This window comes from Allobosea spartocytisi, assembly GCF_014764685.1.
GTDB classification, from domain to species: Bacteria; Pseudomonadota; Alphaproteobacteria; order Rhizobiales; family Beijerinckiaceae; genus Allobosea; species Allobosea spartocytisi.
The window spans coordinates 184,042-208,053 of the sequence record NZ_JACXWY010000009.1 but is presented as its reverse complement, the minus strand read 5'-3'; the positions used below and the strand labels follow the sequence as shown (position 1 = coordinate 208,053).

The following is a 24,012-nucleotide window of genomic DNA, read 5'->3' as shown; positions in this document are numbered from 1 at the left end:
GACGTGGATCGGTATCTGAAGCGTTCTGGCCACCCGCTGAAGTACATTCATTAATGAGCAAAGAGGTATTTTTCCTGGAACGATGGTTCGTCCGACGCAAATACGGGCTTCGGCAGCACAGATCCGTGAGGCTGGGGATCTTGGGTAGATCAGGACGATGAGAATATTCACCATTGGGTTCACCAAGTCATCGGCTCAGCACTTCTTCACGAGGTTGAGAGACTCCGGCGCCAAACGGCTTGTCGATGTTCGCCTCAATAATGTTTCACAGTTATCAGGCTTCGCGAAGCGTGACGACCTGAGATATTTTTCCGAAGCCCTGTGTGGAATGGAATATGAGCATCTGCCGGAACTCGCACCGACGAAGGATATGTTCGAAGATTTCAAGGTAAGAGGGGGAGACTGGAACAGTTATGCCGCAAGATTTCGGGATCTGATATCGCGACGCCAGATCGAGATGATCGACAAGGAGAAAATTGAAGGTGGATGCCTGTTGTGCAGCGAGGACAAGCCGCACCACTGTCATCGACGACTTGTCGCAGAATACTTAGCAACAAAATGGCCTAACGTTGAGATCGTGCATCTCTAGAGCACGAACAAAAGACGGCAGGAGATAGGCCCTCCTCTCTGTTCAACAGGGTGCCAGACCGACAGCCGCCGTCTCAATCACATGCGGGAGGATTTCGCTGTATGAACGAAGCTGCCCTGCGGCATTTGAAATATGTACTCAAGGTCGTCGAACTGGGTAGCATGCGGAAGACCGCGCAGGCCCTGAGCGTTCAGGAGTCTACCGTTAGCAGAAACATTGCCGCCATCGAACAACGCCTCGACCTGCTCCTGTTTGAACGCCACAATAACGGCGTCAGACTGACCGCTGCCGGACGGGACTGGATCGAGGGTGTGCGCGAACATTATCGCGGGCTTGAGGCGGCGCTCAGCCAAGGCAATCAGCAAACAAAACATAACGACCTACTCCGCATCGGCCTCAGCACACCGTTCGGTCGCGAGTTCCTTGTCCGTCTCATTGATCGGTTCGAAAAGCGCTATCCGCGCATTGCCGTCACGTTTCAGGATGGTTCATGCCGCAACCATACAAACGCCATCCGTCGTCGCCATCTGGACATAGCCTTTATGTGCGGCGGCTATGAAACTAGACCCTGCCGGCGTGAAGATATCTGGAGTGAAGGCCTGGTCGCTTTGCTGCCGGCCGATCATCGCCTTGCCGAAAAGGAAGCCTTGACTTGGAGCGATTTTGCTGGGGATCGGCTGCTCGTACCGCAAGGCGCTGACGGTCCGCTGCTCGAGCCTTGGCTTACAGATCGCATCTCCGCCGGAGAACGGGCACCCGTTATCGAACAGTGTCAGGCCTGTCAGGCCACGATCGTTCTGAAAGTGCAGATTGGCAGTGGCTTTACCGTCACCGGGGTAAGCTTTGCCGACGCCATCGATATCACTGGTACGGTATGGCGGCCAATCGTCGGACCGGACAGCATCGGCACGATAAGCGCCGTCTGGCTTGATACCAATCCCAAACGCGCAGCCCTGCATCTGCTCGGCATCGCCAGAAATATGGCGGTCGAACTGGAGCAAAGATCAAGTTGAAGAAAAATGGGTGGCGCACCCGACAGGATTCGAACCTGTGACCTTCGGCTTCGGAGGCCGACACTCTATCCAGCTGAGCTACGGGTGCATCTGTGTTCAGATAGGGTTCGAGACCGAACTGGGTCAATCACGAATCCGACTTCGAATCGACGATACCGGACTAGGCTAAAAAGCTCTGCCGATTGTCGCCGCTCGTTCTCTACAGCCTCCTTCAGTTTGCTTCCGTGATGCTTCCGTGACCACGGAAGCGGTTTTTGCGCTTCCTTCGAGCATCACCAAGATATTGGTTTTGCTCAATTTTCTTACCTAGCACCCACAACCCACTTGACTTAGCCTTGCCTTCGGAGGGCAACGCTCTATCCAGCTGAGCTACGGGCGCTAACCGTGAAGGCTGGATAGCCGATCCCTGCTGCTTCGGCAATGCGGGATTTTGGATGAAGCACTGTTCTCCGAAGGCAAAGGTCACGCGGTCGAATCATATCGGGCGCGCCGTGGCCGCGGCCGAACGCCAACGCTAATGGCGTGGTGCAGGAGTCCCGATCCATGCGAAAAACGAGGCCTTGTCGTCTTATCTCAGTGGCCTGCCCCGATTGAGTGGTCCGGCTTCAAACTAATGCATGGTCGGCTTAGGGGCCATACGTGGCGGAATGGACGACGGTGATATGATGGAGGCTGGCGCTGGAGGCCTGTAGCCGAGCGAGGAGTGCGGGCGCCTGGTGTTGTAGTGCTGGCGCCAGCTCTCGATGACGGCCTTCGCCTCGGCGAGGCTATAGAAGATCTCTCCGTTCAGGAGCTCGTCGCGGAGCTTGGAGTTGAAGCTCTCGCAGTAGCCATTCTCCCATGGCGAGCCCGGTTCGATGAAGGCGGTTCCGGCACCGACTGCTGCGATCCAATCCCGCACGGCCCTGGCGATAAACTCCGGGCCATTGTCTGAACGAACATGGCCCGGCACACCGCGTAGGACGAACAGGTCCGACAAAACGTCGATGACGTCGGTCGAGCTGAGCTTTCGATCAATCCGGATCGTCAGGCATTCCCGGGTGAATTCGTCGATCACGTTGAGCATGCGAAACCTCCTGCCATTATGCGTGCAATTCTCGACAAAGTCATAGGACCAGACGTGGTTGGGATGCTCCGGCCGCAGCCGAACGCAGGATCCGTCATTCAGCCACAAACGGCCTTTCTTCGGCTGCTTTACGGGGACCTTGAGCCCCTCTCGTCGCCAGATCCGTTCGACGCGTTTGACGTTCACCGACCAACCGGCAGACCGCAGCAGCGCTGCGATCCTGCGATAGCCATAGCGACCACACCGAGTAGCAAGCTCGACAATGTCGGCCGTCAACGCGGCCTCATCATCTTGCCCAGTCGGGATCTTCCGTTGCGTGGAGCGATGCTGCCCCAGAACCCGACATGCCAGCCGCTCTGAGACGCCGAGATGTGTCATGACGTGCTCGACACAACGACGGCGCCGGGCGGGGCTCAGAAGTTTCCCCGGGCAGCCTCCGCGAGGATCAGCTTCTCCAGCGTCAGATCCGAGACAGCCTTCCGAAGCCGCTCGTTCTCCTTCTCAAGGTCCTTCAGCCGCTTCACCTGGTCGGACTTCAGGCCGCCAAACTCCTTGCGCCACCGATAATAGGTGAGCGGCGCCACGCCGATGGCGCGGATCGCTTCCCCAACCGGCCGGCCTTGCGACAACAGCACGTCGACCTGCCTGAGCTTGCCGACGATCTCCTCGGGCTTGTGCTTCTTCCGCGGCATTTCTTACATCCTCCAAAAGGCTCAAAAGCCTACTTCAGGGAGGACCACTTTTCAGGGAACACGCCACTCGACCGGGTATCAGGATACCTGGTCCATCAAAGGGTTCCGAAGATCCCGCTCTCCGCCTGGAGCCGCCTTCGGTAGGCAATGCTCTCACGAAACACGGAACGCTTACGCATGCCCATAGGCGTCGTTTTCGTCAGGCGCGCCGTCCTCAAGCTTGCGCGCATCGAAAACGGCCCACCAGCTGTCCAAATCCTTCCGGCGCTCGCTCGATGCGGCGAGCTGACGCAGGGTCGCCTTGATAGTGTGGTTAGCAGCTCGCACCTTCGGCACCGGGAAGGAACTCGGCTGGTCGCCGCCTCGAATGGCCGCGAGGAGATCTCGCTTGACCCTTACAAGCTCGGCATCGCCGTGAGCCTGGAGCAGGCGCTGGAACTCCTTGTGCGCGCGCTCGTCCCATGGGCTCGGCCGGCCCATGGCATCCTTCACCGGGTGGGCGGGAATGAGGTGAGCACAGGGCACAAACCCATCCGGCACCGGCTCGGTCGCGGCATGGGTGCGGCCCGAGCGCAAAAGCTTCGGCAGGACATGGGTATGCGGTCCCTCGGGGCTCTTGCCGTCTGCCGGCGGGATCGGCTGATAAACCTCGCAGCGACCTAAGCGGGCGATGAAGACGCGGTGCGGCCCGGCGGCAAGGATTGCGCCCATGGCACCATTGCCGGGCGCGAAGAGCGGCCGGCCGGCCTCCGCCCTGAGCACGCCGATCAGCGCGGGATCGGCGGTGCGGATGCAAATGTCCGCCTGCAGCGTGCCGAGGCCCATGTCGAACAGAATCGCGGCACGATCCTCCTCGCGCAAAGCGTCCTTGTCCGGGCCGAGTTCAGTCAGCTCGGTCCGGCCGGACATGGCGCAGGCATCCGTCGGCAGGCAAAGCGCGACGCGGTGGTTCCAGCTCGCGCCGGTCGCGGATTCCGAGGCAAAGGGGCGGATGCCCGCGAGCGAGCCGAAGCCGATGCTGCCTCGCGCCGTCGCCGCGGAGAGAAGATCGGGCCGATCGACAATCTCGCAGGCCTCGCCGGGGTCGCGCATGAACTCGGCGATGGCGCCGAACGTGCCCAGGTTCCACTGCGTCCCAGCAGTGTGGATGTGCTCGCGCAGCAGCGCGCGAACGGTCTCAGCGTCCGTCATGGGTAGGGCCTCTTGCGTCGATCGGTTGCCAGGGCAGAAGGAAGGGCACACCGTCGCGCTGACCGCGCAGCACGCTCACGCCGAAGACATCGGCCAGCGCTGCATCATCCAGAACATCGCCCGGTGCCCCATTGGCGATCCGGAGGCCGCGATGGATGAGCAGCAGGCGGTCACAGAAGCGCGCGGCGAGCGACAGGTCGTGCAGCACGACCGCTACGCCCACGCCTCCAGCAGCCACGGTTCGAAGCCGCTTTAGCGTCTCGAGCTGGTGGCCGGGGTCGAGCCCCGCGAGTGGCTCGTCCGCCAGGAGATAGGCCGCGTCGACCGCGAGCGCGCGCGCCAGCAGGACACGCCTGCCTTCGCCGCCGGACAGAGTTCCGAGAGTCCGGCCAGCAAGGGCCGCGATGTCGCAAAGCGCCATGGCGTTCGCAACGGCCGCGCGGTCCGCCTCGCTCTCGGCGCCGAAGGGCGGCCGATGCGGCAGCCGGCCGAGCCCGACCAAGGCTTCGACGGAGAGCGACCAGGTGGCTGCGCCGTCCTGAGCGAGGAAGGCGACGCGGCGTGCCAAGGCGCGCCGGCCAAGCTCGCGCGCCGTCGAGCCGTCGTAGCGCACGCTGCCCTGGTCCGGCCTAAGGAGGCCTGCGAGGACGCGCAGCAGCGTGGTCTTTCCGGCGCCGTTGGGGCCGACGATGCCGAGCACTTCGCCGGGCTGGAGCGCCATGTCGGCCGCGGTCAGCACGCAGCGACCGCCGAGGGAAACGCAAATCCCCTGTGCCACGATCGCCATCAGATTGCCTCCCGCCGCAGGCGCTGCACCAGCCCGAACAGGAAAGGCGCCCCGATCAGCGCGGTGACGACGCCGAGCTTGAGTTCGGGCCGGACTGGAGCGAGTCTCACGCCGAGATCAGCGGCAAGCACGAGGACCGCGCCACCAAACCCGCTCGCGACCAGGAGCCGGCCGGGCCGGTGGCCGACCAGCGGGCGCAGCAGATGCGGCACGACGATTCCGACGAATCCGATCGCGCCGGTGACCGCGACGGCGCTGCCGACCGCGAGCGCCGCCCCGCCGATCAGCCGCGCGCGCAGCCAGGTCAGATCGAAGCCGAGGCTCGCTGCCGTCTCCTCACCCAAGCTCAGCGCGTCGAGTGCCGGTGCCGTCGAGGCCATCAGCAGCCAGCCGGCGAGCATCAGAGGCAGCACCAGCCAGACATGGCTCATGCTGCGATCGGCGAGCGAGCCCATCAGCCAGAACACGATCTCCAGCGCAGCGTAGGGGTTGGGCGCTAGGTTGAGCGCGAGCGCAGTCGCCGCACCCGCGAAGCTGTTGAGCGCGACGCCGGCGAGGATCAGCGTCATCGTGCTGGCGCCGGGCCCCAGCAGGACGAAGAGGACGAGTGTCGCCAGGAGCGCGCCTGCGATACCGCCGAGCGGCAGGGCGAGCGCGACCGTCGCCGAAAGGCCGCTGTAGAAGGCGGTGACCGCGCCAAGGGCGGCAGCGCTCGAAATGCTGACGACGCCGGGCTCGGCCAGCGGATTGCGCATCAGCCCCTGCATCGCCGCTCCGGCCATGCCGAGGCTGAAGCCGACGAGCGCGCTGAGCAGCGCTCGCGGCAGGCGCAGTTCCATGAGCACGAGCGCCGGCAGGCTGGCCCGCCCGGCAATGGCGTCGGCAAAGGCCTGGCCGAGCGGCAGCGCCGCGTAGCCGAGCGCCAGCGACGCAGCGGCCATCGCCAGTGTGGCAAGGCCCAGCACGGGCATCAGGACGACAGGTCGGACGCCGGCTCCGGGAAACTGTCTCATTTGCGCTGTTCCGTCTGGGCGACCAACTGCTCGATCGCGTCGACCACGCTCGGCCCGGCGCAGGTCCAGAGGCGCGAGGGCAACGCCACCAGCCTGAGCCTGCCGGAGAGCCGCGCGATGACCGGGTGATGCAGCACCTCATGGGCGAGCGACGGTGGCCCGTCCGGGGTGTCGTTGAGCACCAGCACCTCCGCGCCGGCGAGCGCGACCGTCTCGAGCGGGATTTGTCCATAGCTCTCGATGCCGAGCTCTGCGGCGATGTTGACCAGCCCGGCACGCGTCAGGATCTCGTCCACCAGCGAGCCGCGCCCGACGGTGAAACCGTTCGGGCGAAGGACGATCGCACGCAGCGGCCGCGCCGGGCGACGCGCTACAAGCACATCAAGGCGGGCATCGATATCGGCGATCAGCGCCTCACCACGCGTCTGCGCGCCGAGCAACGCCGCCATCTCGCGGATTTGGGCACGCATCTCCGCGAGGTTGCGCGGCACACTGAACTCGCGCGGCGACGCTCCGACGCGTTTCAGCAGCCCGATAGTCGCCCGCGTCGTGTAGGCACCGGCAACGACGAGATCGGGCTTAAGCGCCAGGACCTGCTCGACGAGCCCGTGATTGGCCGGGATCCGGCGCGCGACTTCTGCCATGTTGGCGTTAAGCGGGTCCTGCGAGAGCCAGGTCACGGAGGCGATGCGCTTAGCGTCGGCGAGGCGGAGCACCAGCTCGTCTGTGCACATGTTGAGCGAGACGATGCGCTCCGGCTGCGCGCGCGCTGCTGCGGTCGCCGCGAGCACGAAGCCCGCGACCACCAGCGCTGCTCGCAGCGTGCAGCGGGGACAGCGATCCGCCGTCATCCGCCGAACGCGACCTTGATGCCGCCGAAGGCGCCGAAACCAGGCACAAGGAAGCCGACCGGGTTCTCCCAGCGCTTATCGAACAGGTTGTCGACGCGCCCGAAGACCGTGACCTTGTCGGTCGCCTTGTATTCGGCGGCGAGGTTGACCAGGGTCGCGCCCTTGGCCTTCAAGCGAGGCACCGAGAAGTCCCGGTTCCCATCGACCCAGGGGCCAACATAGATCAACGTGGCCGAAAGGCTGAGCTTCTCGATCGGCGCCCAGGTCACGGTGCCGCTGGCCTTGTGACGTGGCCGACGCAGTAGCTCCTGATGCGCGGTCTCATCCTTGGCGAGCGTGAAAGTGTAGTCGCCCCGGACGCGCAACTGCTCGGAGATCTGCAGCGCGGCGAAGGCTTCGACCCCTTTCGTCTCGGCCTTGCCGACATTGGCATAGGAGTTACGCGCCGCATTGGTGACGATCAGGTTCTCGATATCGTTCTGGAACCAGGTAGCACCGAACTGGACGCGCTTGTCGAAGAGCGGCTGCTCGAAGCCGATGTCCCAGCCCTTGCTCTCCTCAGGCTTGAGGTTCGAGTTGCCGAAGAAGTTGAAGCCCGGCCGGTAGTCGATGAACAGCTCGGCGAGCGTCGGCGCCTTGAAGCCGGTGCCATAGCTCGCCTTCAGCTTCGTCTCGGTGCCCGGCACGATATAGGCCGGCGCGATCCGATAGGTGGTGTGACCGCCATAGCTGTCGTCGTGATCGTGGCGGATGTTCGCTGCGAGGAAGAACCGATCGGCGAAGCTGACCTGATACTCAAGGTAAGCCGCCTTGTTGCCGTTCGAGGCCGTGAAGCTGGGGGTCTCCAGCCGCTCGCGCTCCCAAGAGAGCCCCCCGATCAGCATATGGCCCTTGGCGATCTCGAAATCGCCCCGCCAGTCGAGCTTCATGCGCTCACCAAGGTTCTCCGTCGGCAAACCAAGGATCCCGAAGGCGTTGGGCGAGCGGTTCGAACGGTCCTGATTCGAGTAGGAGATGCCGAACCGGTTTACGAAGCGCCCGCCGAGCGGGTCCCAGACCACCTCGCCGCGAGTGAAGGCTTGGGCGTAGTTCGAAAGTGCTCGATAGGGCGTCGGCCGGCCCGGGAAGCCGGCATCGTAGGTCGAGCGGAACTGGCCGTCGGTATAGCGGCCGACCCAGTTGACGCTGAGCGTGTCGGTCAGCGCAAAGCCGAGGCGCCCGGAATAGCTATAGGCGTCATAAGCGTTCGGCTTAACGCGCACGCCCGGCGGGATCAGGTTCGGCGGCACCGAATCGGTTGAGTCCGAGCGCATATGGGAAACGTTGAAGACGTAATTGAAGCGATCGTCGCCGCCGCTGAATCCGGCCGCCTGGTTGAAAGTGCCGTGCGATCCGGCCTCGATGCGCGCCGTTGCCTTCGGCGGACCCTCGCCACGCTTGGTGGTGATCGAAATCACGCCGCCGATGGCGTTGGCGCCGTAGAGGCCGCTCTGGGGGCCGCGCAGCACCTCGATGCGTTCGATGTCGTCGGTCAACATCGAGCCAAAGTCGAAGGAGCGGTTCGGCGTCGAGGGGTCGTTCGCCTCAATGCCGTCGATCAGAACCTTGACGTGGTTCGAGTTGGTGCCGCGCATGAAGACCGAGGTCTGGCCGCCCGGACCGCCGATCTGGACGATGTTCAGCCCCGGCACAGCGGCAAGCGCCTGCGGCAGGGTGCGGCGCTGCTGCTGCTCGATCTCCTGAGCGGTGACCACCGTGACGGAGCTCGCGACCTCGCGCACCGGAGTCGGCGTGCCGGTCGCGCTGACGACGATTTGGTCGAGCGCGATGGTTTCGCCGGGGGCCTGGGCACGGGCGGGATGAGCCAGCAACGTAGCACCGGCGGCAAGGGACAATGCGATGACGGAAGACGAGCCGCGCTGCGCGGCTCCGGAAAGGCGGATCACGATGAGACCTCGGGCGTTGACGTCTGTGGCACGTCACCGCGAACGCGATCTCCCGTTCACTCCCGGCAGGGAGCAGACAGTCGAGCAGCGATCGAAACACCCCGTTCGAACGTGTTCGCGTGTGACCACGACTGACGGCAGGTCTCCTGGCTCGCGGGTCGTCGCCTTGTCACCGCCTTCCCAGGGCCGAGGTCCCAGTGGCGTATGGCGATAAGGCTCGCCGCTTACAGTTGCGGGGGCAGCCGCAGCATAGAATGGCAAATCATCCGCACTGCGTTCCCTTTTGATCCCGTGAGGGAACCGTCGCGTTTACGAGTAAGGCGGAAAAGTGGCGGGGTCAATTGGCAATGTGGCGCGGTCGTGCCGAGCCGAGTTGGGATCGGATCTCGCGCGCAAATTCGTGGCGTAAGTGTCTGTTATTGTGTGGTATTTCGGCGGCGCGTTCGGCAAAAACCCAGCTTCGGAGGGACGTGCTCCCTCGGCAAGCTGCCTTCAGCGGGCAGCGTTCTCTAGGGTGCGGGTTCCACCGTCAGTGTCGCGTCGTGTTGAACTCTCGATGAGATTGCAACACGGATCAGAGGTCTAGGATCTCCTTCGCAGCGATGGATCCGAGCTGCGGCAGAAACCCGTCGTCCTCGGCGATCGCCTCGCCTTGCGAAAACACCGTCAGGATGAACTCGGCACCATCTGGCAGAACGGCTCGAAGCGCGTCGTGGCGTCGAAAATCGGCGCGCTCGTCGCCGAGCCAGCGGGTGCGTCCCGCCTTCGACCAGATCTGCGTTCCGGCAGGCATGCCGCCCGCGAGATAGCCCGTGACCTGATAGGCACCTCGCGGCAGGAAGGGACTAGCGAGATCGCGGGCGAGTAGATTCTGGACCTTCTCTCGGCTCGCCTCGGTCAGCACCGAGCCATGGAAGATCGCATGCATCAGACGGGCCATGGCAATCGGCGTGAGCGCATTGTGCCCGGCCGGCGAACAATCGAGGCCGATCTTTTCACGGCCATAGCGCAGGTCGTCCATCAGCTTCTGATTGAGGTTGATGCCGACTAGCTCCGGCCAGCCGAGCTGCGCGAAGAAGCGATTGACCATCTGGCGCCGCTCGCCCCATTCGGTCATCTCCGGCTCGGAAAGCAGCGTGTCCCCGGTCGTTCCGGATAGCAGATCGATGACATAGTTTGTCGCCGAATTGGAGGACCAGAGGATCATGTCGCGCATGGCGCGATCCAGTTCCTCGTGCTCGGTGAGTTGTCCTGCCTCAAGTGCGGCCTGCGCGGCGACGAGGAAGAAGACCTTGACCAGCGAGCAGGGATAGCTGCGCCAATCGGGCCGAAAGGCAGCGCCCTTCGGCCGCCCGCTATCTCTGGTTGGCTGTAGCAACACGAAGCCGAACTGCTCGGCCGGGACGCCGCGTTCGCGGAAGATGGCTTCGGCCTTCGCCGTCAGCAATGCGCCGATGCGCTGCAGGTTTTCATCCGTATCGAAAAAGCTCATGGCGCACCTGTCGGAGGCGGATCGGAAAAGGAGGTCAGCCCTTGGGCCGAAGGGCGGTGTCGAGGCCTTCGCCGATCAGCGCGAAGGTGACGCCGGTGTAGATGATCGCGAAACCCGGGAAGGTCGCGATCCACCAGGCATCGAACAGGAACTGGCGTCCGTCCGAGATCATCAGTCCCCATTCCGGTGTCGGCGGCTGGATGCCGAGGCCGAGGAAGCTGAGCGAGGTCACGGCGAGGATGGTCAGCACCACATCGGCCATCGCGTAGACGATCGCCGGATTGACCGCATTCGGCAGGATATGGGCGGTGACGATCCGCGGTGTCGTGCAGCCGAGGCTGCGCGCCGCCTGGACGAATTCGAGATTGCGCAGCACCAGAACCTCGCCGCGTACGATGCGGGCGAACGAGATCCAGTTCACCAGAAGGAAGGCCAGGTAGAGATTGGCCTCGCCCGGCCCGAGCACGCCGACGATGGCGATGACGAGCACATAGAAGGGGAAAGCCCAGAAGATGTCGGTAATGCGCATGATGAAGGTGTCGACGCGCCCGCCGATGAAACCGGAGATCGCGCCGATCATCACGCCGAGAAGGGCCGGCGCGACAACGCAGATCAGCGCGACCTTGAGGTCGACATAGCCGCCGGCCAGCACGCGCGAGGCGACGTCGCGCCCGAGATCATCGGTGCCGAACCAGTTCGCCAGGGAGGGCGGCTGGAGCGTGTTGCCATAGTCGACCTCGAAGGGATCGTGCGGCGTCCAGATCTGGCCGAGCGCGACGAAACCGGCGAGCAGAACCAGCATGGCGAGCCCGACGAAAAGGCTCGGATTGGAGCGGAAGCGGCTCATTGGCTCATTCCAGCCTGATACGCGGATCGGCGAGCGCATAAGCGAGATCGGTCGCCAGATTGATCAGCACGACGAGGACGGCGAAGACGATGGTGAGCCCCTGGATCAGCGGATAGTCGCGGGAGAAGATCGACTCGACGAAGAGCGAGCCGAGCCCCGGCAGGGCGAAGACGGTCTCGATCACCACCGTGCCGCCGATCACCCAGCTCGTATGAGCGCCAAGCACCGATATCGATGAGATCAGCGCATTGGGCAGCACATGGACGCCCATCAGCCGGCCCGTGCCGGCGCCTTTTGCGCGTGCCGTCGTGACGTAGTCGGAGCCGAGCACGGCGAGGATGGCGCTGCGCAGACTGCGGATCGTCAGCGAGGCGGTCGCCAGCGCGATGACGAGTGCCGGCAGCGTCGTATGGTGCAGACGCGAGAGCAGGTCATCGCCATAGCCCGAGGTCGGGAACAGCGGCAGCCAGATCGCAAAGAGGATGACGAAGATCAGCCCGAGCCAGAAGGACGGCATCGCGATGACGATGGTGAAAGCGAGCTTGATCGCGAGATCGACCGGGCCGCCGCGCCGCATCGCCGACCAGAGTGCGAGCGGCACCGTCATCGCCACGGCGAGCACTGTCGAATAGGCGACGAGCCACAAAGTCGCCGGCAGCCGCTCCAGCACGAGTTGCATCACCGGTCGGGCATGCACGACCGAGCGGCCGAGGCTGCCCGAGCCGATATCGGCGAGGAACAGCAGATATTGCCGCCAGAGCGGCAGATCGAGGCCGAGCCGCTGCTTCATCAGCGCGATCTCCTCGGGACCACCGCGCGCGCCGAGGAGCAGCGTCGCGGGGTCGCCAGGGAGGGCGCGCAGCAGCAGGAAACAGGCCAGAGTGATGCCGAAGAGGACCGGCACCAGCTGGGCGAGACGCTTGACGATGTAGATCAGCATGGCGGTGCACGAGGAAGGGCGCGGCAGCGCCCTTCCGTCACTTCAGCTTGACGTCCTCGAGGCGGAAGTTCGAGGTCGGCAGCACCTCGAAGCCCTCGACATTGTTGCGATAGGCATAGGAGGTGCCGGGGTAGAACAGGAAGACTGAGGGTGCGCCGTCATGGGCGAGCTTGATGATCTCCTGGAACATCTTGCCACGCTCCGGGCCATCGGCCGTCACGCGCTCCTTCTCATAGAGCTCGTTGACGCGCTCGTTCTTCCACTCGGTATGATAGGCGTTGGCGCGCTCGGGATTGACGAGCAGGAAGCCGACGAGTTGATCCGGGTCGATCGTGTCGCTGGTCGCGAGCGATACCGCCATTTCGTAGTCGCCAGCCTTCGTCGTGGTCCAATGCGTGCCGCCTTCGACGAGGCGGATGTCGGCGGTGACGCCGATCTGCTTCAGCGCGGCCTGCAGAGCTTGTCCGACCTGACGATGCAGCGGCTTGCCGGAATCGACTAGGAGCGAGGTCTTGAAGCCGTCCTTGTAGCCGGCTTCCGCCAGCAGCGCCTTGGCCTTGGCGACGTCGTGCGGATAGGGCTTCAGGTTCGGGTCGGCATAGGCCATCGGCGGCATCGGCGAGTTCGAGACCTTGCCGGTGCCGTAGAGCAGCGCCTTCACCAGCCCGTCCTTGTCGATGGCATAGTTCAGCGCCTGCCGGACGCGGAGATCGTCGAAAGGCTTCTTCTTGGTGTTCATCAGCACGAAATCGGTGCGGAAGACGTTGGCGACAGCCGTCTTGATCTTGCCGTCGCGCCCCAGCGCCTGAAGCTGGTTCAGCGGAATGTCGATTGCGGCATCGACCTCGCCGGCCTGCAGCTTCAGCACGCGGCTGTTGCCCTCTGGGATGACCATCAGCTCGGCGCCATCGAGATCAGGCTTGCCGGCCTGCCAGTAATTCGCGTTCTTCTTGAGAGACAGGCCCTGTCCCTTGTTCCAGGCCGCGACCGTGAAGGGGCCGCTGCCGATCGGCTTGTCGAAGAACTTGTCGCCCGCCGCCTCGAAGGCCTTCTGCGGCAGGATCGCCGAGGAGAACAGGGCAAGGTTGTTGAGGAGCGGCGTGAACACCTTCTTGAGCTTGAGCACGACGGTGCGATCGTCCGGCGTGTCGATGGTCTCTATGCCGGAGAAGAAGCGCTTCCAGCTCGAGGCATCGCTGCCGGCGCGCTTCAGCGAGAAGGCGACATCGGCGGCCGTCACTGGAGTTCCATCGGAGAACTTCGCCTCGCGCAGCTTGAAGCTGTAGGTCATGCCGTCATCGCTGACCTTCCAGCTCTCGGCGAGGCCGGGCTCGAGCTTCGTGGCATCCTTACTGGGCCGCAGCAACGTGTCGAAGATCAGGAGCTGCGCGTAGATCGAAGCGTTGTCGCTGGTCGCGATCGGGTCGAGCGAGACGAGATCCTGAGTCTGCGCCAATCTGAGAATGCCCTTGGCGAAAGCTGCGGACGGCGCGGTCACGAGCGCCGGGGCGCCGATGGCAAGCGCCAGCGCGCCGGCCGAAATCATCGAGCGAAGCTTGGTCATACCGATCCCCTGATTCATTGGCCGCGCCACGGCGACGACTTGCATCCTTCCATGAGGGGATCTAGTCCTTCCAATGAAACATTCGGCAAGTTCATCGACCATTTGGAATAGTCATGAAGCTGGGCTCGTTGCGTGCGATCGATGCCTTCATCCGGCTCGGCGGAACGGGCGAGGCGGCGCAAGGCCTCGGCATCAGCCAATCGGCGGTGATCAAGACATTGCGCCAAGCCGAGGAAGAGCTCGATCTCAGCCTGGCCACGACCATCCAGGGCCGCTTGGTGCCGACTCCAGAGGCTCAGTCACTCGTCCGGCAGGCTCAGCCACTCTTCGGCGCGCTCAGGCGGGCTCGTCATGAAGCGGACATGATCCGGGTCGGCATGGCCAATCGGCTGAGGGTGGCGACCGTTCCCGGCCTCGCCCACAGCATCCTGCCGCCGGCCATCACCCGAACGCGGCGAACGCTCGATGAATCTGCGGCGGTGGAGATCATGTTCGACCATGTGCGGGAGCATCTCGCCACGGGCGAGGCCGATCTCGGCATCTCCTATGGCCCCATGAGAGCGGACGACATCGCGGACGTGGCGCTGGGGCAAAGCCCTCTGGTCTGCGTGCTCTCGCGCGATCATTCGCTCGCCCGGCGGACGCAACTCAGCAGGGGCGATATCGAGGGCGAGCGCCTGATCAGTTATGGACCGGACGGCGTCAGCGCGTCCGACAGTTTCCAGGAGGCCTTGACGAGCGCGGGCCTGTCCGAGCGGGTCGCCATCACTGTTCGCCACACGGACACGGCCTGCCATCTCGCTCGCGAGGGCGTCGGGATCGCCCTGGTCGACGGGTTCGTGATCAGCAGCAATCTGGTTGAAGGCCTCGCCGCGCTGCCGCTGGAGCAGAGCCCTCTGGTGACGGCCTATGCCCATCATCGCCGGCATTCGCCTCTCGATCGCGCAGCCCGATTGCTTTTGGCGCAGTTGCAGGAGCGATCCGGGTCATGAAGGCATTCACGCCCGCTCACGCCGCTGTCCTTCGCGCGGTTCATCGCTTCGGCACGACGGTCGAGGCGGCCCATCGGCTCCACCTCACGCAATCGGCCATCAGCAAGATCATCGCGCGCAGCGAAGCCAGCCTTGGCGTCGCCGTCTTCGAGCGCCGGGAGGGGCGTCTGCTGCTGCGTCCCGAGGCCAACGCCCTGATGACTGCGCTCGACTCGATCGATCAGGAATGGCGTGAATTGCGCGCCGCCGCGACGCGGTTGCGGGCCGGCCGGGAAACGCCGCTGCGCATCGCCTCGACGCCGAGCATCGGCCACGGACTCATCGCCCGCGCCTTGCGTCGCCTGACGGACGAATATCCGCAGGCGCGCGTCGAGCTGATCATGGGCGACGCACCGACGGAGCTTTCTGCGGGAACGGCCGATATCGGCCTGATGTTCTCCCCGCGCGTCACCGACGACATCACGCTGACGCCCCTGGCCGGCGGCGAGATCATCGCGCTGGTGCGGGAGGATGATGCTCTGGCGAAGCGGCGCGTCGTCAGCCTGCATGATCTCAAGACCCGGCGCATGATCTGCTTCGATCGCGAGAAGTCGCCGCTCGGCTGGCTGATTGCGCAATGCTACGAGAGAGAGGGGCTCGAATATGCCCCGTTCATGACCGTTCCCTACAGCATTTCAGCCGCGCATCTTCTGGCGGAGCCCGGGGATGTGACGCTGATCGACAGCCTGCTGACGCAAGCGCAGCGTTTCGATGGGTTGGCTCAGCTCTCCTTGGAACCGCAGATCCCCACCACGATCTGTCTCATGACCATGCGCAGCCGACCGCTGTCGCGATTGGCAGCCCGCTTTGTCGAGATCGTCCGCAAGCAGTGATCGTGACCGCAGCGCATTGCCCGAGCCAAACGTCAACGAACAGAACTTCTGAGGCGATAACTCGATGCACTGTGGCTCGGTCGTGCCGTCCTCTCGGAAACTGGCCCGGATCGGCTGCAGTATCAGCTTAAGATATTGATATATTAATGTAATTTTTGGAGCGCCGAGCCGCGTTTCCCAGCTTCGGAGGGCAACGCTCTATCCAGCTGAGCTACGGGCGCAAACCGTGAAGGCTGGATAGCCGATCCCCGCTGCTTCGGCAATGCGGGATTTTGGATGAGGCGCAGTTCTCCGAAGGCAAAGGTCACGGCCCGAAGGCGAAACGGATCGCGCGATTGATCGCGACCGGCAGGACGGACATATGCGTCTCGCCCTCGAAGACCGCGAATTCCACCGGCTTTCCGTAACCGCGCAGGCGCTCCGCCATCTCCCGGGTCTCGTCCACCGTCCGCGCCTCCTCCAGACGCCCGCGCCGCTCGCTCTCGTCAGGGGCTCCGATCTGGAAGGGCGCAAGGGCCTGCTCGTATTCTCCAACGCCGAGGAAGACACGAACGGCTCCCTCCGGCGCAGCGGCGAAGCGCAGCACATTGTGCTGTTCCCACCAGATCGCCGGGCTGATGGCGATCCAGTCGCGAAAGGCGGCGGGACGCGTGAACAGCGCGTAGAGGACGAAGAGTCCGCCAAACGAATGGCCGAAAATGGCCTGATGCGCCGCATCGATGCGCGTCCGCGTCGCGACCAGCGGCTTCAGCTCCTCCTCGATGAAGGTCAGGAACGCCCCGGCGCCGCCCGTGCGCACATCGGGTCCCCCGGCCGTGTGCGGCGGGTAGACCTGGCCGGGCGGCGGACCGTAGTCCCAGGAGCGGCGCACGCTGTCATAGGCGCCTTCGGTCGGATAGCCGATGCCGACGACGACGGCATCCCGGATGCCCGTGCCGAGCGGATAGGCCGCCTGGACGCGCAAGGCCTCCACCGCCGTGGCGATGACCGCATTGGCGTCGAGGAGATAGAGGACGGGCCAGCCCGAGGCCGGCAGCGTTCCTGGCGGAATCCGCAGGAAGATCCGGTAAGGCGCGCCCCCAGCCCGCGGCGTGAGATCGAACCGGACGGTCTCGGGAACCGGCAAAATCGCATCCATGGTCATTTCCTTGCGAGCAGGGCGATGAGGACCGGGCCGCCGATCAGCGTCGCGATCAGCCCGGCCGGCATTTGCCAGGGAAAAGCGGCGACTCGGCCAAGCCAATCCGCCGCCACCATCACGACAGCCCCGGCGAGAGCCGAGGCCGCGAGCTGCGATGCGGCGCGCTGGAGACCGAGCAGCCTGGCGAGATGCGGCGTCATCAGGCCGACGAAGGTCAGCGGGCCGATGACGAGCGTCCCGGCCGCCGTCAGCGCCGCGCTCAGCAGCAACAGGGACAACCTGACCAGAGGCAGCGTCAAGCCCAACGATCGGCCGGCCGCATCGCCGAGACCGACGAGTTCGAGCCAGCGCAGCAGCAACGGCACCGATGCGAGGAGGAGGATGGCCGTCGCGGCGGCCCAGACCATCTGCGTCTCATCGACGGCATAGGTCGAGCCGGTCATCCAGCTCATCAGCAGCATGGCGCGGGGATCGCCTCCCGCCAGCAGGGCGCCGACGACCGCATCGAGCATGGCGCCGAGAGCGATGCCGGCGAGCAGGGTGCGCTCCGGCGAGAAGCCCGCTTTGCGACCGAGCACGAGGATGAGCCCGAGGATCGCGGCCGCACCGGCCGTCGCCGCGAATAATTGCTGGTGGCGACCGACCGCGGGCAGGACGAACAGCGCCACGATCAGGCCGAAGGCGGCTCCGGAACTGATTCCGAGGACCTCGGGGCTCGCCATCGGATTGCGCAGAAGGCGCTGGAGGATCGCTCCGGCCACACCGAGCATGGCGCCCGCGGCAAGGGCCGCGACGACCCGGGGAAGGCGCCACGGCAGCAGCGCCGCCAACCCATCTCCCCACGCGAAGGACCAGCCGCCCGACGGCGTGCGTCCAAATGTCAAAGCGAGGGCCAGGACAGCGGTCAGGGCCAGGCCGAGCCCGGCCAGCACGAGGGCAGCGCTGCGGGCTCGCGGCTCGCTTCGCGGGGCGTTGCTGGCCTGCGGGAACGTCGTGCGTAGCCGCGGCAGCATCCGGAGCAGCACCGGCGCTCCGAACAGGGCTGTGATCGCACCGGTCGGCAAGGTGGTGCCGGCACCGAGCTGGAGAACCGCCTGGTCGGTCAGCCAGAGCAGGGCAGCGCCGATGATCGGCGCCCAGAGCATCTGCTGGTCGATCCGCCGCGCGCCGCCGAGCCGCGCGAGCGCCGGCGCGATCAGGCCGATGAAGCCGATGACCCCGACGAGACTGACCACGACCGTGCTGAGAGCAACCGCGACGGCAAGCGCGCCGAGCCGCGCGAACAGCAGCGACAGGCCGAGGCCGCGCGCCCCGTCATCGTTCAGCGCCAGCAGGGCAAGAGGTCGGAGCAGCAACGCCGCCAAACCCGCCAGGACGACGAGGCGCAAGGCCAGCGCCAGCGCGACATCCCAGCCCTGCTGTGCCAGCGAGCCGTTGCCCCACAGGAAGAGCCCCTGCAGATCATGCTCCTTGAACAGCAGCAGCAATGCCGACAGCGCGCCACAATAGAGGCCGAGCACCAGCCCGCCCAGCACCAGCGCGAGCGGCGAAAGCCCACGGCGCCAGGCCAGCGCGATCGTTGCCGCCATCGCCAGCGTGCCCCCGGCGAAGGCGATGCCGTCTCGCCCGACGGAGGAGAGCAGCGGCGCGCCCATCACCGTCGCGAGGCCGAGCGCCAGCTTGGCGCCGGCGGCAACGCCCAGCGTCATCGGGCTCGCCAACGGGTTGCGCAGCACCTGCTGGAAGATGGTGCCGGCGAGCCCCAGCGCCGCGCCGCAGAGCAGGCTGACCGCCATGCGCGGCAGCAGCGATTGCTGCAGGACCAGGATGGCGATATCGCCACCGGCATCGGCCTTGAACAGCGCGAACCATTGTGGCGGCGGCAGGCGGACCGCCAGCGTCCAGAGCGACAGGGCGAAGGCGGCAGTGAGCAGCGGCAGCGCCAGCCGCCAGGGGCGCATCGGCGAGGAATCGGCGGAGAACATTGTTCAGCCGCGCTTCGCGAGGAGATCGCCGACGAGCCGCGCGAAGCGCAGGGCCGAGGGCACGCAGCCGAACATCAGCACCGGCGGCAAGCCATGGACGCGGCCGCTGCGAACGAAGGACAGCGACCGCCAGATCGGATTGCGCGCCAGGGAAGGCAGGACCGCGGGAGGAACGGGATCGAAATAGACCAGCAGGGCGTCCTTCCCTGTCTGGAGCGCCTCGATCCCGACCGTGGCGAAACCCCAGTCATTCGTCGGCCCCTGCCAGGCATTGGCGAGGCCGATGCGGTGGAGCGTGTCGTCGAACAGGCTCTTGGCGCCATAGACGCGCACATGGCGCTCGTCCATGAAGTTGACGAGATAGACCGGCGGCAGCGCGCGGTCGGCGAGCCTGTCGCGGATCTGCTCGAAGCAGCCATCCGCTTCCGCAAGGAAGCGCGCCGCGGCGGCGGGGTCCCCGATCATCTCGCCGAGCCGGCGCGCCGCCGCCCCGGCCAGCGCAAGGGGGCGTCCTTCCGGCGCGTAGATCGGCAGCGAGATGACCGGCGCGATCCGCTCCAGCCGGTGATGGATTCCGGCGAGGTAGGGCGTGCTCAGGATGGCATCGGGCCGCAGCGCCTGCAGCACTTCGAGATTGGGCTCGCGGCTGGCACCCAGATTGACGGTATCGGCCGGCAAGGCCGGCTCGACGACCCACCGGTTCCAATCCTGGGTCGCGACCAGCGCGACCGGCGGACAGCCGAGGCGGATCAGCGTCTCGGCGAGCCCATAGTCCAGCGACGCCAGCCGGCGATCGGGCGGTGCTGCGCGAGCGGCCGGCGAGAATGCCGCCGACGCGCCGGCCAGCAGCAGCGAGCGCCGGTCGAGCGACACCACCCTGCCCTCACCAGCGATAGGTCAAGGTGCCGATGACCGTGCGCCCCTGGCTCAGATAGCAATAGCCGGCATTGCAGACGCTGACCTGCTTGTCGGTGATGTTGTTGGCGGCGACGGAGGCGCTCAGCCCCGCGAGCTGCCGGTTCGCCTTGCCGAAATCGTAACGGAGCACCGCGTCGAACAGGGTGTAGGCATCGTTCTTCGCCGTATTGTCGTTGGCGGTCCAGGTCTCGCCGACATAGCGGACGCCGACGCCGGCGCCCAGGCCGGCGAACGGCCCGGCCTGCAGATTATAGTTCAGCCAGAGCGAGGCCGTATGCCGGGGCGTCACGGCCGGCGTGCGGCCATATTCGCTGGCCACCGTCGTCCTGGTGATCTCCGCATCCGAGAATGTGTAGGAGGCCGCGAGATCGAGCCCTTCGAACAGGCGCGCCTTTCCTTCCAGCTCGACGCCGCGCACCGTGACCTCGCCGACCGAAACATAATAGGGCAGCCCGGCGACATAGCCGCCGAGCTTCGGCGCATTCTTTTCCTTGAGCTGGTAGGCCGAGGCGGTGAGCGAGATCGCGCCATTGGCGGGCTGGTACTTCAGCCCCGCCTCGATCTGCTCGCCCTCGGACGGCTCGAGCACCGCGCCGTTGGCGCCCTGGCTCGTGACCGGCTGGAACGAGGTCGCATAGCTGACATAGGGCGCCAGGCCGTTGTCGAAGAGATAGAGCAGGCCGGCACTGTAGGTGAAGGCGTCGTTCCGGTTGGCCGCCGTCACCGTGTTCGCGATCTGATTGCTCTCGTTGCGGTCGGTCCAGTCCTTGCGGGCGCTGAGGGCGATGCGCCAGTTGCCGAGGCTGATCTGGTCCTGGACGTAGAGGCCGAGCTGTTCGAGCTGCGAGCGCGTCCGGATCGTATAGGCCGGCGTCGGCCCCGAGAAGCCATAGACCGGGTTCGCGATATCGAACCGGTAGGCCGGAAGCGTGGGACCGAAGCCCAGGCCGAAATGCCAGAGATTATAGTCGTAGTTCAGGCCGAGCAGCAGCTTGTGGGCCGCCGGACCCGTGCGGAAATTCGCCTCGAGATTGTTGTCGATCTGGAAGCTCGTCAGCCTATCGCCCACCGAAACCGCGCCGCGGTCGTAGATCGTCGTCGTGGCATTGGCGAAGCTGCCGCTCAGATAGCGCGACTCGGCCTCGATCTGGCTGTAGCGGACCTTCTGGCGGAAGGTCAGGATGTCGTTGAACTTGTGTTCGAACTCATAGCCGATCTGGCCCTGCTTCTGCTTGAGATGGTCGTAATGCGGATCGCTGCCGCGCAGCTTCAGCACCTGGCCGTTCCGGTTGATCCCCGCGGCGCTCGCATCGGTCTCGTCCTGTTGGTAGAGCGCTGAGAGGGTCAGCGAGGTCGCCCCATTCGGCCGCCAGGTGAAGGACGGCGCGATCATGAAGCGCTGGTCGGCGATGTCGAAATTGGTGTCGCCGAGGCGCCCGAGCCCGACGACGCGGTAAAGCATGGTCTTCTCGGGATCGACGGGCCCACCGAAATCGAAGGCCGTCTGGGCACGGCCGAAGGTGCCGATCTGCGCCTGGACTTCGCGGAAGGTGTAGTCCGTCGGCAGCTTCGAGCGCCGGTCGACAAGGCCGCCGGGCACGCTCTGGCCGTAGAGCACCGCGGCCGGGCCCTTGATCACCTCGATGCGTTCGAGCTGGTAGGGCTCGGTGCGGAAGGTGGTGAAGCCGGCCGGGAACTGCTTCAGCCCGTCACGGAAGTCGCCCAACGTGGTCATCGGGAAGCCGCGGACATAGATCTGGTCGAAACGAGGGTCGAAGCCATAGGCGCCCGTCGTCACGCCGGCGGTGTAGCGCAGCGCTTCCGGCACCGTGGTCGCGCCGCGATCGTCCATTTCCTGCCGGGTCACGACGCTGATCGAACGTGGCGTCTCGATCAGAGGCGTCGATGTCTTCGTCCCCGCCGTGCTGCTGCGCGCGACATAGCCGGTCGTCTCGCCCTGCCCCTGGACCTCGACGGTATCGAGCGCGATCGTCCCCTCCGGTACGGACGGTGTCGCTCCGCCCGAGGCCCAGGCGATCGTCACGCTGGCGGGCCCCGAGAAGCGATAGCTCAGCCCCGTCCCCGCCAGCAGCCGCGACAGGCCCTGCTGGATGCTGTGGCGACCGGAGAGGCCGGGGCTGGAACGCCCGCGCGCAACGTCTCCGCTATAGACGAGCTGGATCTGCGCTGCGTCGGCGAAGCGGTTCAGCGCGGCCGCCAGCGAGCCCGGCGGGATCGCGAACGCGCGGATCTGCGCGCTCTCGGACGGCCGGGGCTGCGCGAATGACGGCGACGATGCGGCAGCCGCCAGCACGGCCGCGACGCTCGCGCTCCACATCAGCGCGGCGATCCGCCCCTTCTTCGACCCAGCCATTCCGCTCTCCGCTTCGACATCCGGCGGGCCCCTCGAGGCCCCTCTGCCGCTATGACGAAGGCGTTCGCGAAATGAGGAGGTCGATCGCCGAATTTTTTCAGCGATGGAGCAGAACGAGATAATCCGTCAGGCGCGTCGAGCGCAGGCCGAGCGATGTCTGCACCAGATCGAGGGCATGGAGCGGGTCCCTCGTCTCGAAAACCCCGTTGACGCGCTGGCGGCGGATCCCCGGGTCGACGATGCGGATGTAACCGCGATGGTAGCGGTTGAGCTCGTCGATGACCTCGCCCAGCGGCTTGTCGATGAAGATCAGCTTGCCCCGGCGCCAGGCCGTCCGCGCATCGGCATCGACGGTCTCGATCGCATCGAGCTTCGTGGACGAGAACCGCACGCTCTGCCCGGATGCGAGGGTGGCGGCTTGTCCCGCCTCCACGCCCGGCTCGACCGCGACGCGGCTCTCCAGCACGGTGACCACGGTCTCATTCGCGTCCTGCCGCACCGAAAATACGGTGCCGAGTGCGGTCGCGCTGCCCGAAGCCGTCTCGACCACGAAGGGGCGTCCCGGATCCTTCGCGACCGTGAACAGCGCCTCGCCACCGACGACCCGGATGCGGCGCTCGCGCCCGTCATAGCGGATCTGGATCGCCGTATCGGTGTTGAGATCCACCCGCGAGCCATCGGCCAGGACGATCTCCTCGGTTTCCCCGACGCCGGTGGCGGCATCGGCACCGAGATGGCGCCACCAGGAACTGTTCAGGACGGCGAGCGCGAGCATCGCCGCGAGAGCCGCGCCCGGCACCGCATGGCGCAGATAGCGGCGCGCGGGCTGCATGGAAGGGCGCTCGATCCGCGAAAGGGCCGACCAGGTTCCCGCGATCTCCGCATAGGCCGAGCGGTGGCCCGGCTCCGACAGCCAGCGCTGGAATTCCGCCTCTGCTTCCGGCGCCAGCGGACCGGCATCGCGACGAAAATACCAGGCCGCCGCCTCGCTTCTGATTGTCTCGTCGGCGTCCGCCATTCGGCTCGTCCTGCCTCGCCCGCTCCCTGCACCCTGTCCATGAGACGTCGGGCTGCGGAAAAACAGGAGCTTAGAGCATTTTCAAGCGCGGCGGTCACGGGCGCGCGCGGATAAAATGCGATAAAACAAGGGGATAGCGAGCTTTCGCGATTTGAGAAAACGCGGAAACGCTCCCAATGCGGAATGTCGTTTCCGGTCAATCGTGCTCGCGCAGGCGGCGGGCGCAATGCAGGGCGGCGGCGCGCAGATGCTTCTCGACCATGTTGCGCGAGATGCCCATCCGCCGTGCAATCTCATCCTGCGGAAGCTCGTCGAAACGCCGCAGGACGAAGCACTCGCGGCAACGCGGCGGCAATTCCTCGACAGCCCGCGAAAGGATTGCCAGGCGCTCCCGCCAGATCAATGCGCTTTCGGCATCGGCGGAACCATCGACCAGCTCGATCTCGCCCAACGGCTCGCAAGCCTGGCGCCCGCGCCGGCGCTGGTGATCGACGACGAGATTGGCGAGAATCCGATAAAGAAAGGCGCGCGGGCTGACGATCGACTGCGTCCGGGCGTTGGCATAGCGCAGGCAGGCTTCCTGCACGAGATCGTCCGCCACATGCTCGCCGCCGAGCTTGCGGCGCGCGAAGCGCAGAAGCTCGCCGTAGCAGGCCTCGATCAGCCGGGACGCGGGCGTGGAAGCGGCCGAACTCATGAATCCCGATTGCACGATCAACAG

The 24,012-nt window shown here is 65.4% G+C and carries 20 protein-coding genes, 1 tRNA gene and 1 riboswitch; of the genes, 4 read left to right on the top strand and 17 right to left on the bottom strand.

The genetic code is table 11. The annotated features are described in order from the left end of the window. Positions 1-157: 157 nt before the first annotated feature. On the top strand, positions 158-589 hold the full coding sequence (locus tag IED13_RS16370) for a DUF488 domain-containing protein (RefSeq protein WP_103025183.1): 432 nt from the start codon (positions 158-160) through the stop codon (positions 587-589). Positions 590-690: 101 nt separating this feature from the next. After that, positions 691-1,602, top strand: a complete 912-nt coding sequence (locus tag IED13_RS16365) for a LysR family transcriptional regulator (protein ID WP_103025184.1) — start codon at positions 691-693, stop codon at positions 1,600-1,602. Positions 1,603-1,613: 11 nt separating this feature from the next. Here IED13_RS16365 and IED13_RS16360 read toward each other — a convergent pair. The 11 genes from IED13_RS16360 to IED13_RS16310 form a co-directional block, all read right to left on the bottom strand. Beyond that, positions 1,614-1,690: transfer RNA gene (locus IED13_RS16360), tRNA-Arg, on the bottom strand. 522 nt (positions 1,691-2,212) lie between these two features. Next, positions 2,213-3,360 (bottom strand): IS3 family transposase gene (locus IED13_RS16355; RefSeq protein WP_191124793.1). Its coding sequence is split into 2 segments (ribosomal slippage): positions 2,213-3,096 and positions 3,096-3,360, totalling 1,149 coding nucleotides; the frame shifts between segments, so codons are not numbered across the junction. 171 nt (positions 3,361-3,531) lie between these two features. After that, on the bottom strand, positions 3,532-4,551 hold the full coding sequence (locus IED13_RS16350) for a DUF6925 family protein (RefSeq protein ID WP_191124792.1): 1,020 nt from the start codon (positions 4,549-4,551) through the stop codon (positions 3,532-3,534). Then, entirely contained in the window at positions 4,538-5,338 is an 801-nt protein-coding gene (locus tag IED13_RS16345) for an ABC transporter ATP-binding protein (protein WP_191124791.1), read from the bottom strand. The genes IED13_RS16350 and IED13_RS16345 overlap by 14 nt, the downstream gene beginning before the upstream one ends. After that, positions 5,338-6,351 (bottom strand): FecCD family ABC transporter permease, encoded by a 1,014-nt coding sequence (locus IED13_RS16340; RefSeq protein WP_191124790.1) that lies wholly within the window; start codon positions 6,349-6,351, stop codon positions 5,338-5,340. Before IED13_RS16340 ends, IED13_RS16345 begins: the two co-directional genes overlap by 1 nt. Continuing rightward, on the bottom strand, positions 6,348-7,202 hold the full coding sequence (locus tag IED13_RS16335) for an ABC transporter substrate-binding protein (RefSeq protein ID WP_038363286.1): 855 nt from the start codon (positions 7,200-7,202) through the stop codon (positions 6,348-6,350). The genes IED13_RS16340 and IED13_RS16335 overlap by 4 nt, the downstream gene beginning before the upstream one ends. Beyond that, positions 7,199-9,148 carry a TonB-dependent receptor plug domain-containing protein gene (locus IED13_RS16330; RefSeq protein WP_260368432.1) on the bottom strand — a complete coding sequence of 650 codons (1,950 nt, stop codon included), beginning with the start codon at positions 9,146-9,148 and terminating at the stop codon, positions 7,199-7,201. The genes IED13_RS16335 and IED13_RS16330 overlap by 4 nt, the downstream gene beginning before the upstream one ends. 119 nt (positions 9,149-9,267) lie before the next feature. Next, positions 9,268-9,468, bottom strand: a riboswitch (cobalamin riboswitch). A gap of 254 nt (positions 9,469-9,722) precedes the next feature. After that, positions 9,723-10,640, bottom strand: a complete 918-nt coding sequence (locus tag IED13_RS16325) for a serine hydrolase (RefSeq protein ID WP_191124789.1) — start codon at positions 10,638-10,640, stop codon at positions 9,723-9,725. A 34-nt stretch (positions 10,641-10,674) separates the two neighbouring features. Then, the gene (locus IED13_RS16320) at positions 10,675-11,487 is read right to left on the bottom strand and encodes an ABC transporter permease (protein WP_210323634.1); all 813 of its coding nucleotides are present in this window, start codon (positions 11,485-11,487) and stop codon (positions 10,675-10,677) included. 4 nt (positions 11,488-11,491) lie between these two features. After that, the gene (locus IED13_RS16315; RefSeq protein ID WP_038363279.1) at positions 11,492-12,427 is read right to left on the bottom strand and encodes an ABC transporter permease; all 936 of its coding nucleotides are present in this window, start codon (positions 12,425-12,427) and stop codon (positions 11,492-11,494) included. Positions 12,428-12,464: 37 nt separating this feature from the next. Further along, the gene (locus IED13_RS16310) at positions 12,465-13,991 is read right to left on the bottom strand and encodes an ABC transporter substrate-binding protein (protein WP_191124787.1); all 1,527 of its coding nucleotides are present in this window, start codon (positions 13,989-13,991) and stop codon (positions 12,465-12,467) included. A 113-nt stretch (positions 13,992-14,104) separates the two neighbouring features. Between IED13_RS16310 and IED13_RS16305 the strand changes: the two genes are divergently transcribed. Next, positions 14,105-14,983, top strand: a complete 879-nt coding sequence (locus IED13_RS16305) for a LysR family transcriptional regulator (RefSeq protein WP_191124786.1) — start codon at positions 14,105-14,107, stop codon at positions 14,981-14,983. Further along, complete coding sequence (locus tag IED13_RS16300) at positions 14,980-15,855, top strand: LysR substrate-binding domain-containing protein (RefSeq protein WP_191124785.1); 876 nt, start codon at positions 14,980-14,982, stop codon at positions 15,853-15,855. The genes IED13_RS16305 and IED13_RS16300 overlap by 4 nt, the downstream gene beginning before the upstream one ends. Before the next feature lie 304 nt (positions 15,856-16,159). Here the strand turns inward: IED13_RS16300 and IED13_RS16295 are convergent, their stop codons facing one another. The 6 genes from IED13_RS16295 to IED13_RS16270 all read right to left on the bottom strand — a co-directional run bounded on the left by IED13_RS16295 (position 16,160) and on the right by IED13_RS16270 (position 23,988). After that, positions 16,160-16,993, bottom strand: coding sequence for an alpha/beta hydrolase (locus IED13_RS16295; protein WP_404801893.1), 834 nt, complete (start codon positions 16,991-16,993; stop codon positions 16,160-16,162). 2 nt (positions 16,994-16,995) lie between these two features. Then, positions 16,996-18,981, bottom strand: a complete 1,986-nt coding sequence (gene fhuB / locus IED13_RS16290; protein ID WP_248312612.1) for a Fe(3+)-hydroxamate ABC transporter permease FhuB — start codon at positions 18,979-18,981, stop codon at positions 16,996-16,998. 3 nt (positions 18,982-18,984) lie between these two features. Next, the gene (locus IED13_RS16285; RefSeq protein ID WP_260368433.1) at positions 18,985-19,857 is read right to left on the bottom strand and encodes an ABC transporter substrate-binding protein; all 873 of its coding nucleotides are present in this window, start codon (positions 19,855-19,857) and stop codon (positions 18,985-18,987) included. Between the two features lie 7 nt (positions 19,858-19,864). Further along, positions 19,865-22,273: a TonB-dependent siderophore receptor gene (locus IED13_RS16280; RefSeq protein WP_248312611.1), complete on the bottom strand. Its 2,409-nt coding sequence runs from the start codon at positions 22,271-22,273 to the stop codon at positions 19,865-19,867. A 97-nt stretch (positions 22,274-22,370) separates the two neighbouring features. Continuing rightward, positions 22,371-23,291, bottom strand: a complete 921-nt coding sequence (locus IED13_RS16275; RefSeq protein ID WP_191124782.1) for a FecR family protein — start codon at positions 23,289-23,291, stop codon at positions 22,371-22,373. Positions 23,292-23,487: 196 nt separating this feature from the next. Next, a complete protein-coding gene (locus IED13_RS16270; RefSeq protein WP_162720183.1) occupies positions 23,488-23,988 on the bottom strand; it encodes an RNA polymerase sigma factor in 501 nt (166 codons plus the stop codon). Positions 23,989-24,012: the final 24 nt, after the last annotated feature.

What these genes read in the sequence shown, in the direction of transcription:
- IED13_RS16280 (WP_248312611.1), bottom strand. Translation starts at nt 22,273, where the DNA reads ATGGCTGGGTCGAAGAAGGGGCGGATCGCCGCGCTGATGTGGAGCGCG.
- IED13_RS16340 (WP_191124790.1), bottom strand. Translation starts at nt 6,351, where the DNA reads ATGAGACAGTTTCCCGGAGCCGGCGTCCGACCTGTCGTCCTGATGCCC.
- IED13_RS16320 (WP_210323634.1), bottom strand. Translation starts at nt 11,487, where the DNA reads ATGAGCCGCTTCCGCTCCAATCCGAGCCTTTTCGTCGGGCTCGCCATG.
- IED13_RS16270 (WP_162720183.1), bottom strand. Translation starts at nt 23,988, where the DNA reads ATGAGTTCGGCCGCTTCCACGCCCGCGTCCCGGCTGATCGAGGCCTGC.
- IED13_RS16295 (WP_404801893.1), bottom strand. Translation starts at nt 16,993, where the DNA reads ATGGATGCGATTTTGCCGGTTCCCGAGACCGTCCGGTTCGATCTCACG.
- IED13_RS16345 (WP_191124791.1), bottom strand. Translation starts at nt 5,338, where the DNA reads ATGGCGATCGTGGCACAGGGGATTTGCGTTTCCCTCGGCGGTCGCTGC.
- IED13_RS16315 (WP_038363279.1), bottom strand. Translation starts at nt 12,427, where the DNA reads ATGCTGATCTACATCGTCAAGCGTCTCGCCCAGCTGGTGCCGGTCCTC.
- IED13_RS16325 (WP_191124789.1), bottom strand. Translation starts at nt 10,640, where the DNA reads ATGAGCTTTTTCGATACGGATGAAAACCTGCAGCGCATCGGCGCATTG.
- IED13_RS16310 (WP_191124787.1), bottom strand. Translation starts at nt 13,991, where the DNA reads ATGACCAAGCTTCGCTCGATGATTTCGGCCGGCGCGCTGGCGCTTGCC.
- IED13_RS16335 (WP_038363286.1), bottom strand. Translation starts at nt 7,202, where the DNA reads ATGACGGCGGATCGCTGTCCCCGCTGCACGCTGCGAGCAGCGCTGGTG.
- IED13_RS16350 (WP_191124792.1), bottom strand. Translation starts at nt 4,551, where the DNA reads ATGACGGACGCTGAGACCGTTCGCGCGCTGCTGCGCGAGCACATCCAC.
- IED13_RS16370 (WP_103025183.1), top strand. Translation starts at nt 158, where the DNA reads ATGAGAATATTCACCATTGGGTTCACCAAGTCATCGGCTCAGCACTTC.
- fhuB (WP_248312612.1), bottom strand. Translation starts at nt 18,981, where the DNA reads ATGTTCTCCGCCGATTCCTCGCCGATGCGCCCCTGGCGGCTGGCGCTG.
- IED13_RS16365 (WP_103025184.1), top strand. Translation starts at nt 691, where the DNA reads ATGAACGAAGCTGCCCTGCGGCATTTGAAATATGTACTCAAGGTCGTC.
- IED13_RS16300 (WP_191124785.1), top strand. Translation starts at nt 14,980, where the DNA reads ATGAAGGCATTCACGCCCGCTCACGCCGCTGTCCTTCGCGCGGTTCAT.
- IED13_RS16305 (WP_191124786.1), top strand. Translation starts at nt 14,105, where the DNA reads ATGAAGCTGGGCTCGTTGCGTGCGATCGATGCCTTCATCCGGCTCGGC.
- IED13_RS16275 (WP_191124782.1), bottom strand. Translation starts at nt 23,291, where the DNA reads ATGGCGGACGCCGACGAGACAATCAGAAGCGAGGCGGCGGCCTGGTAT.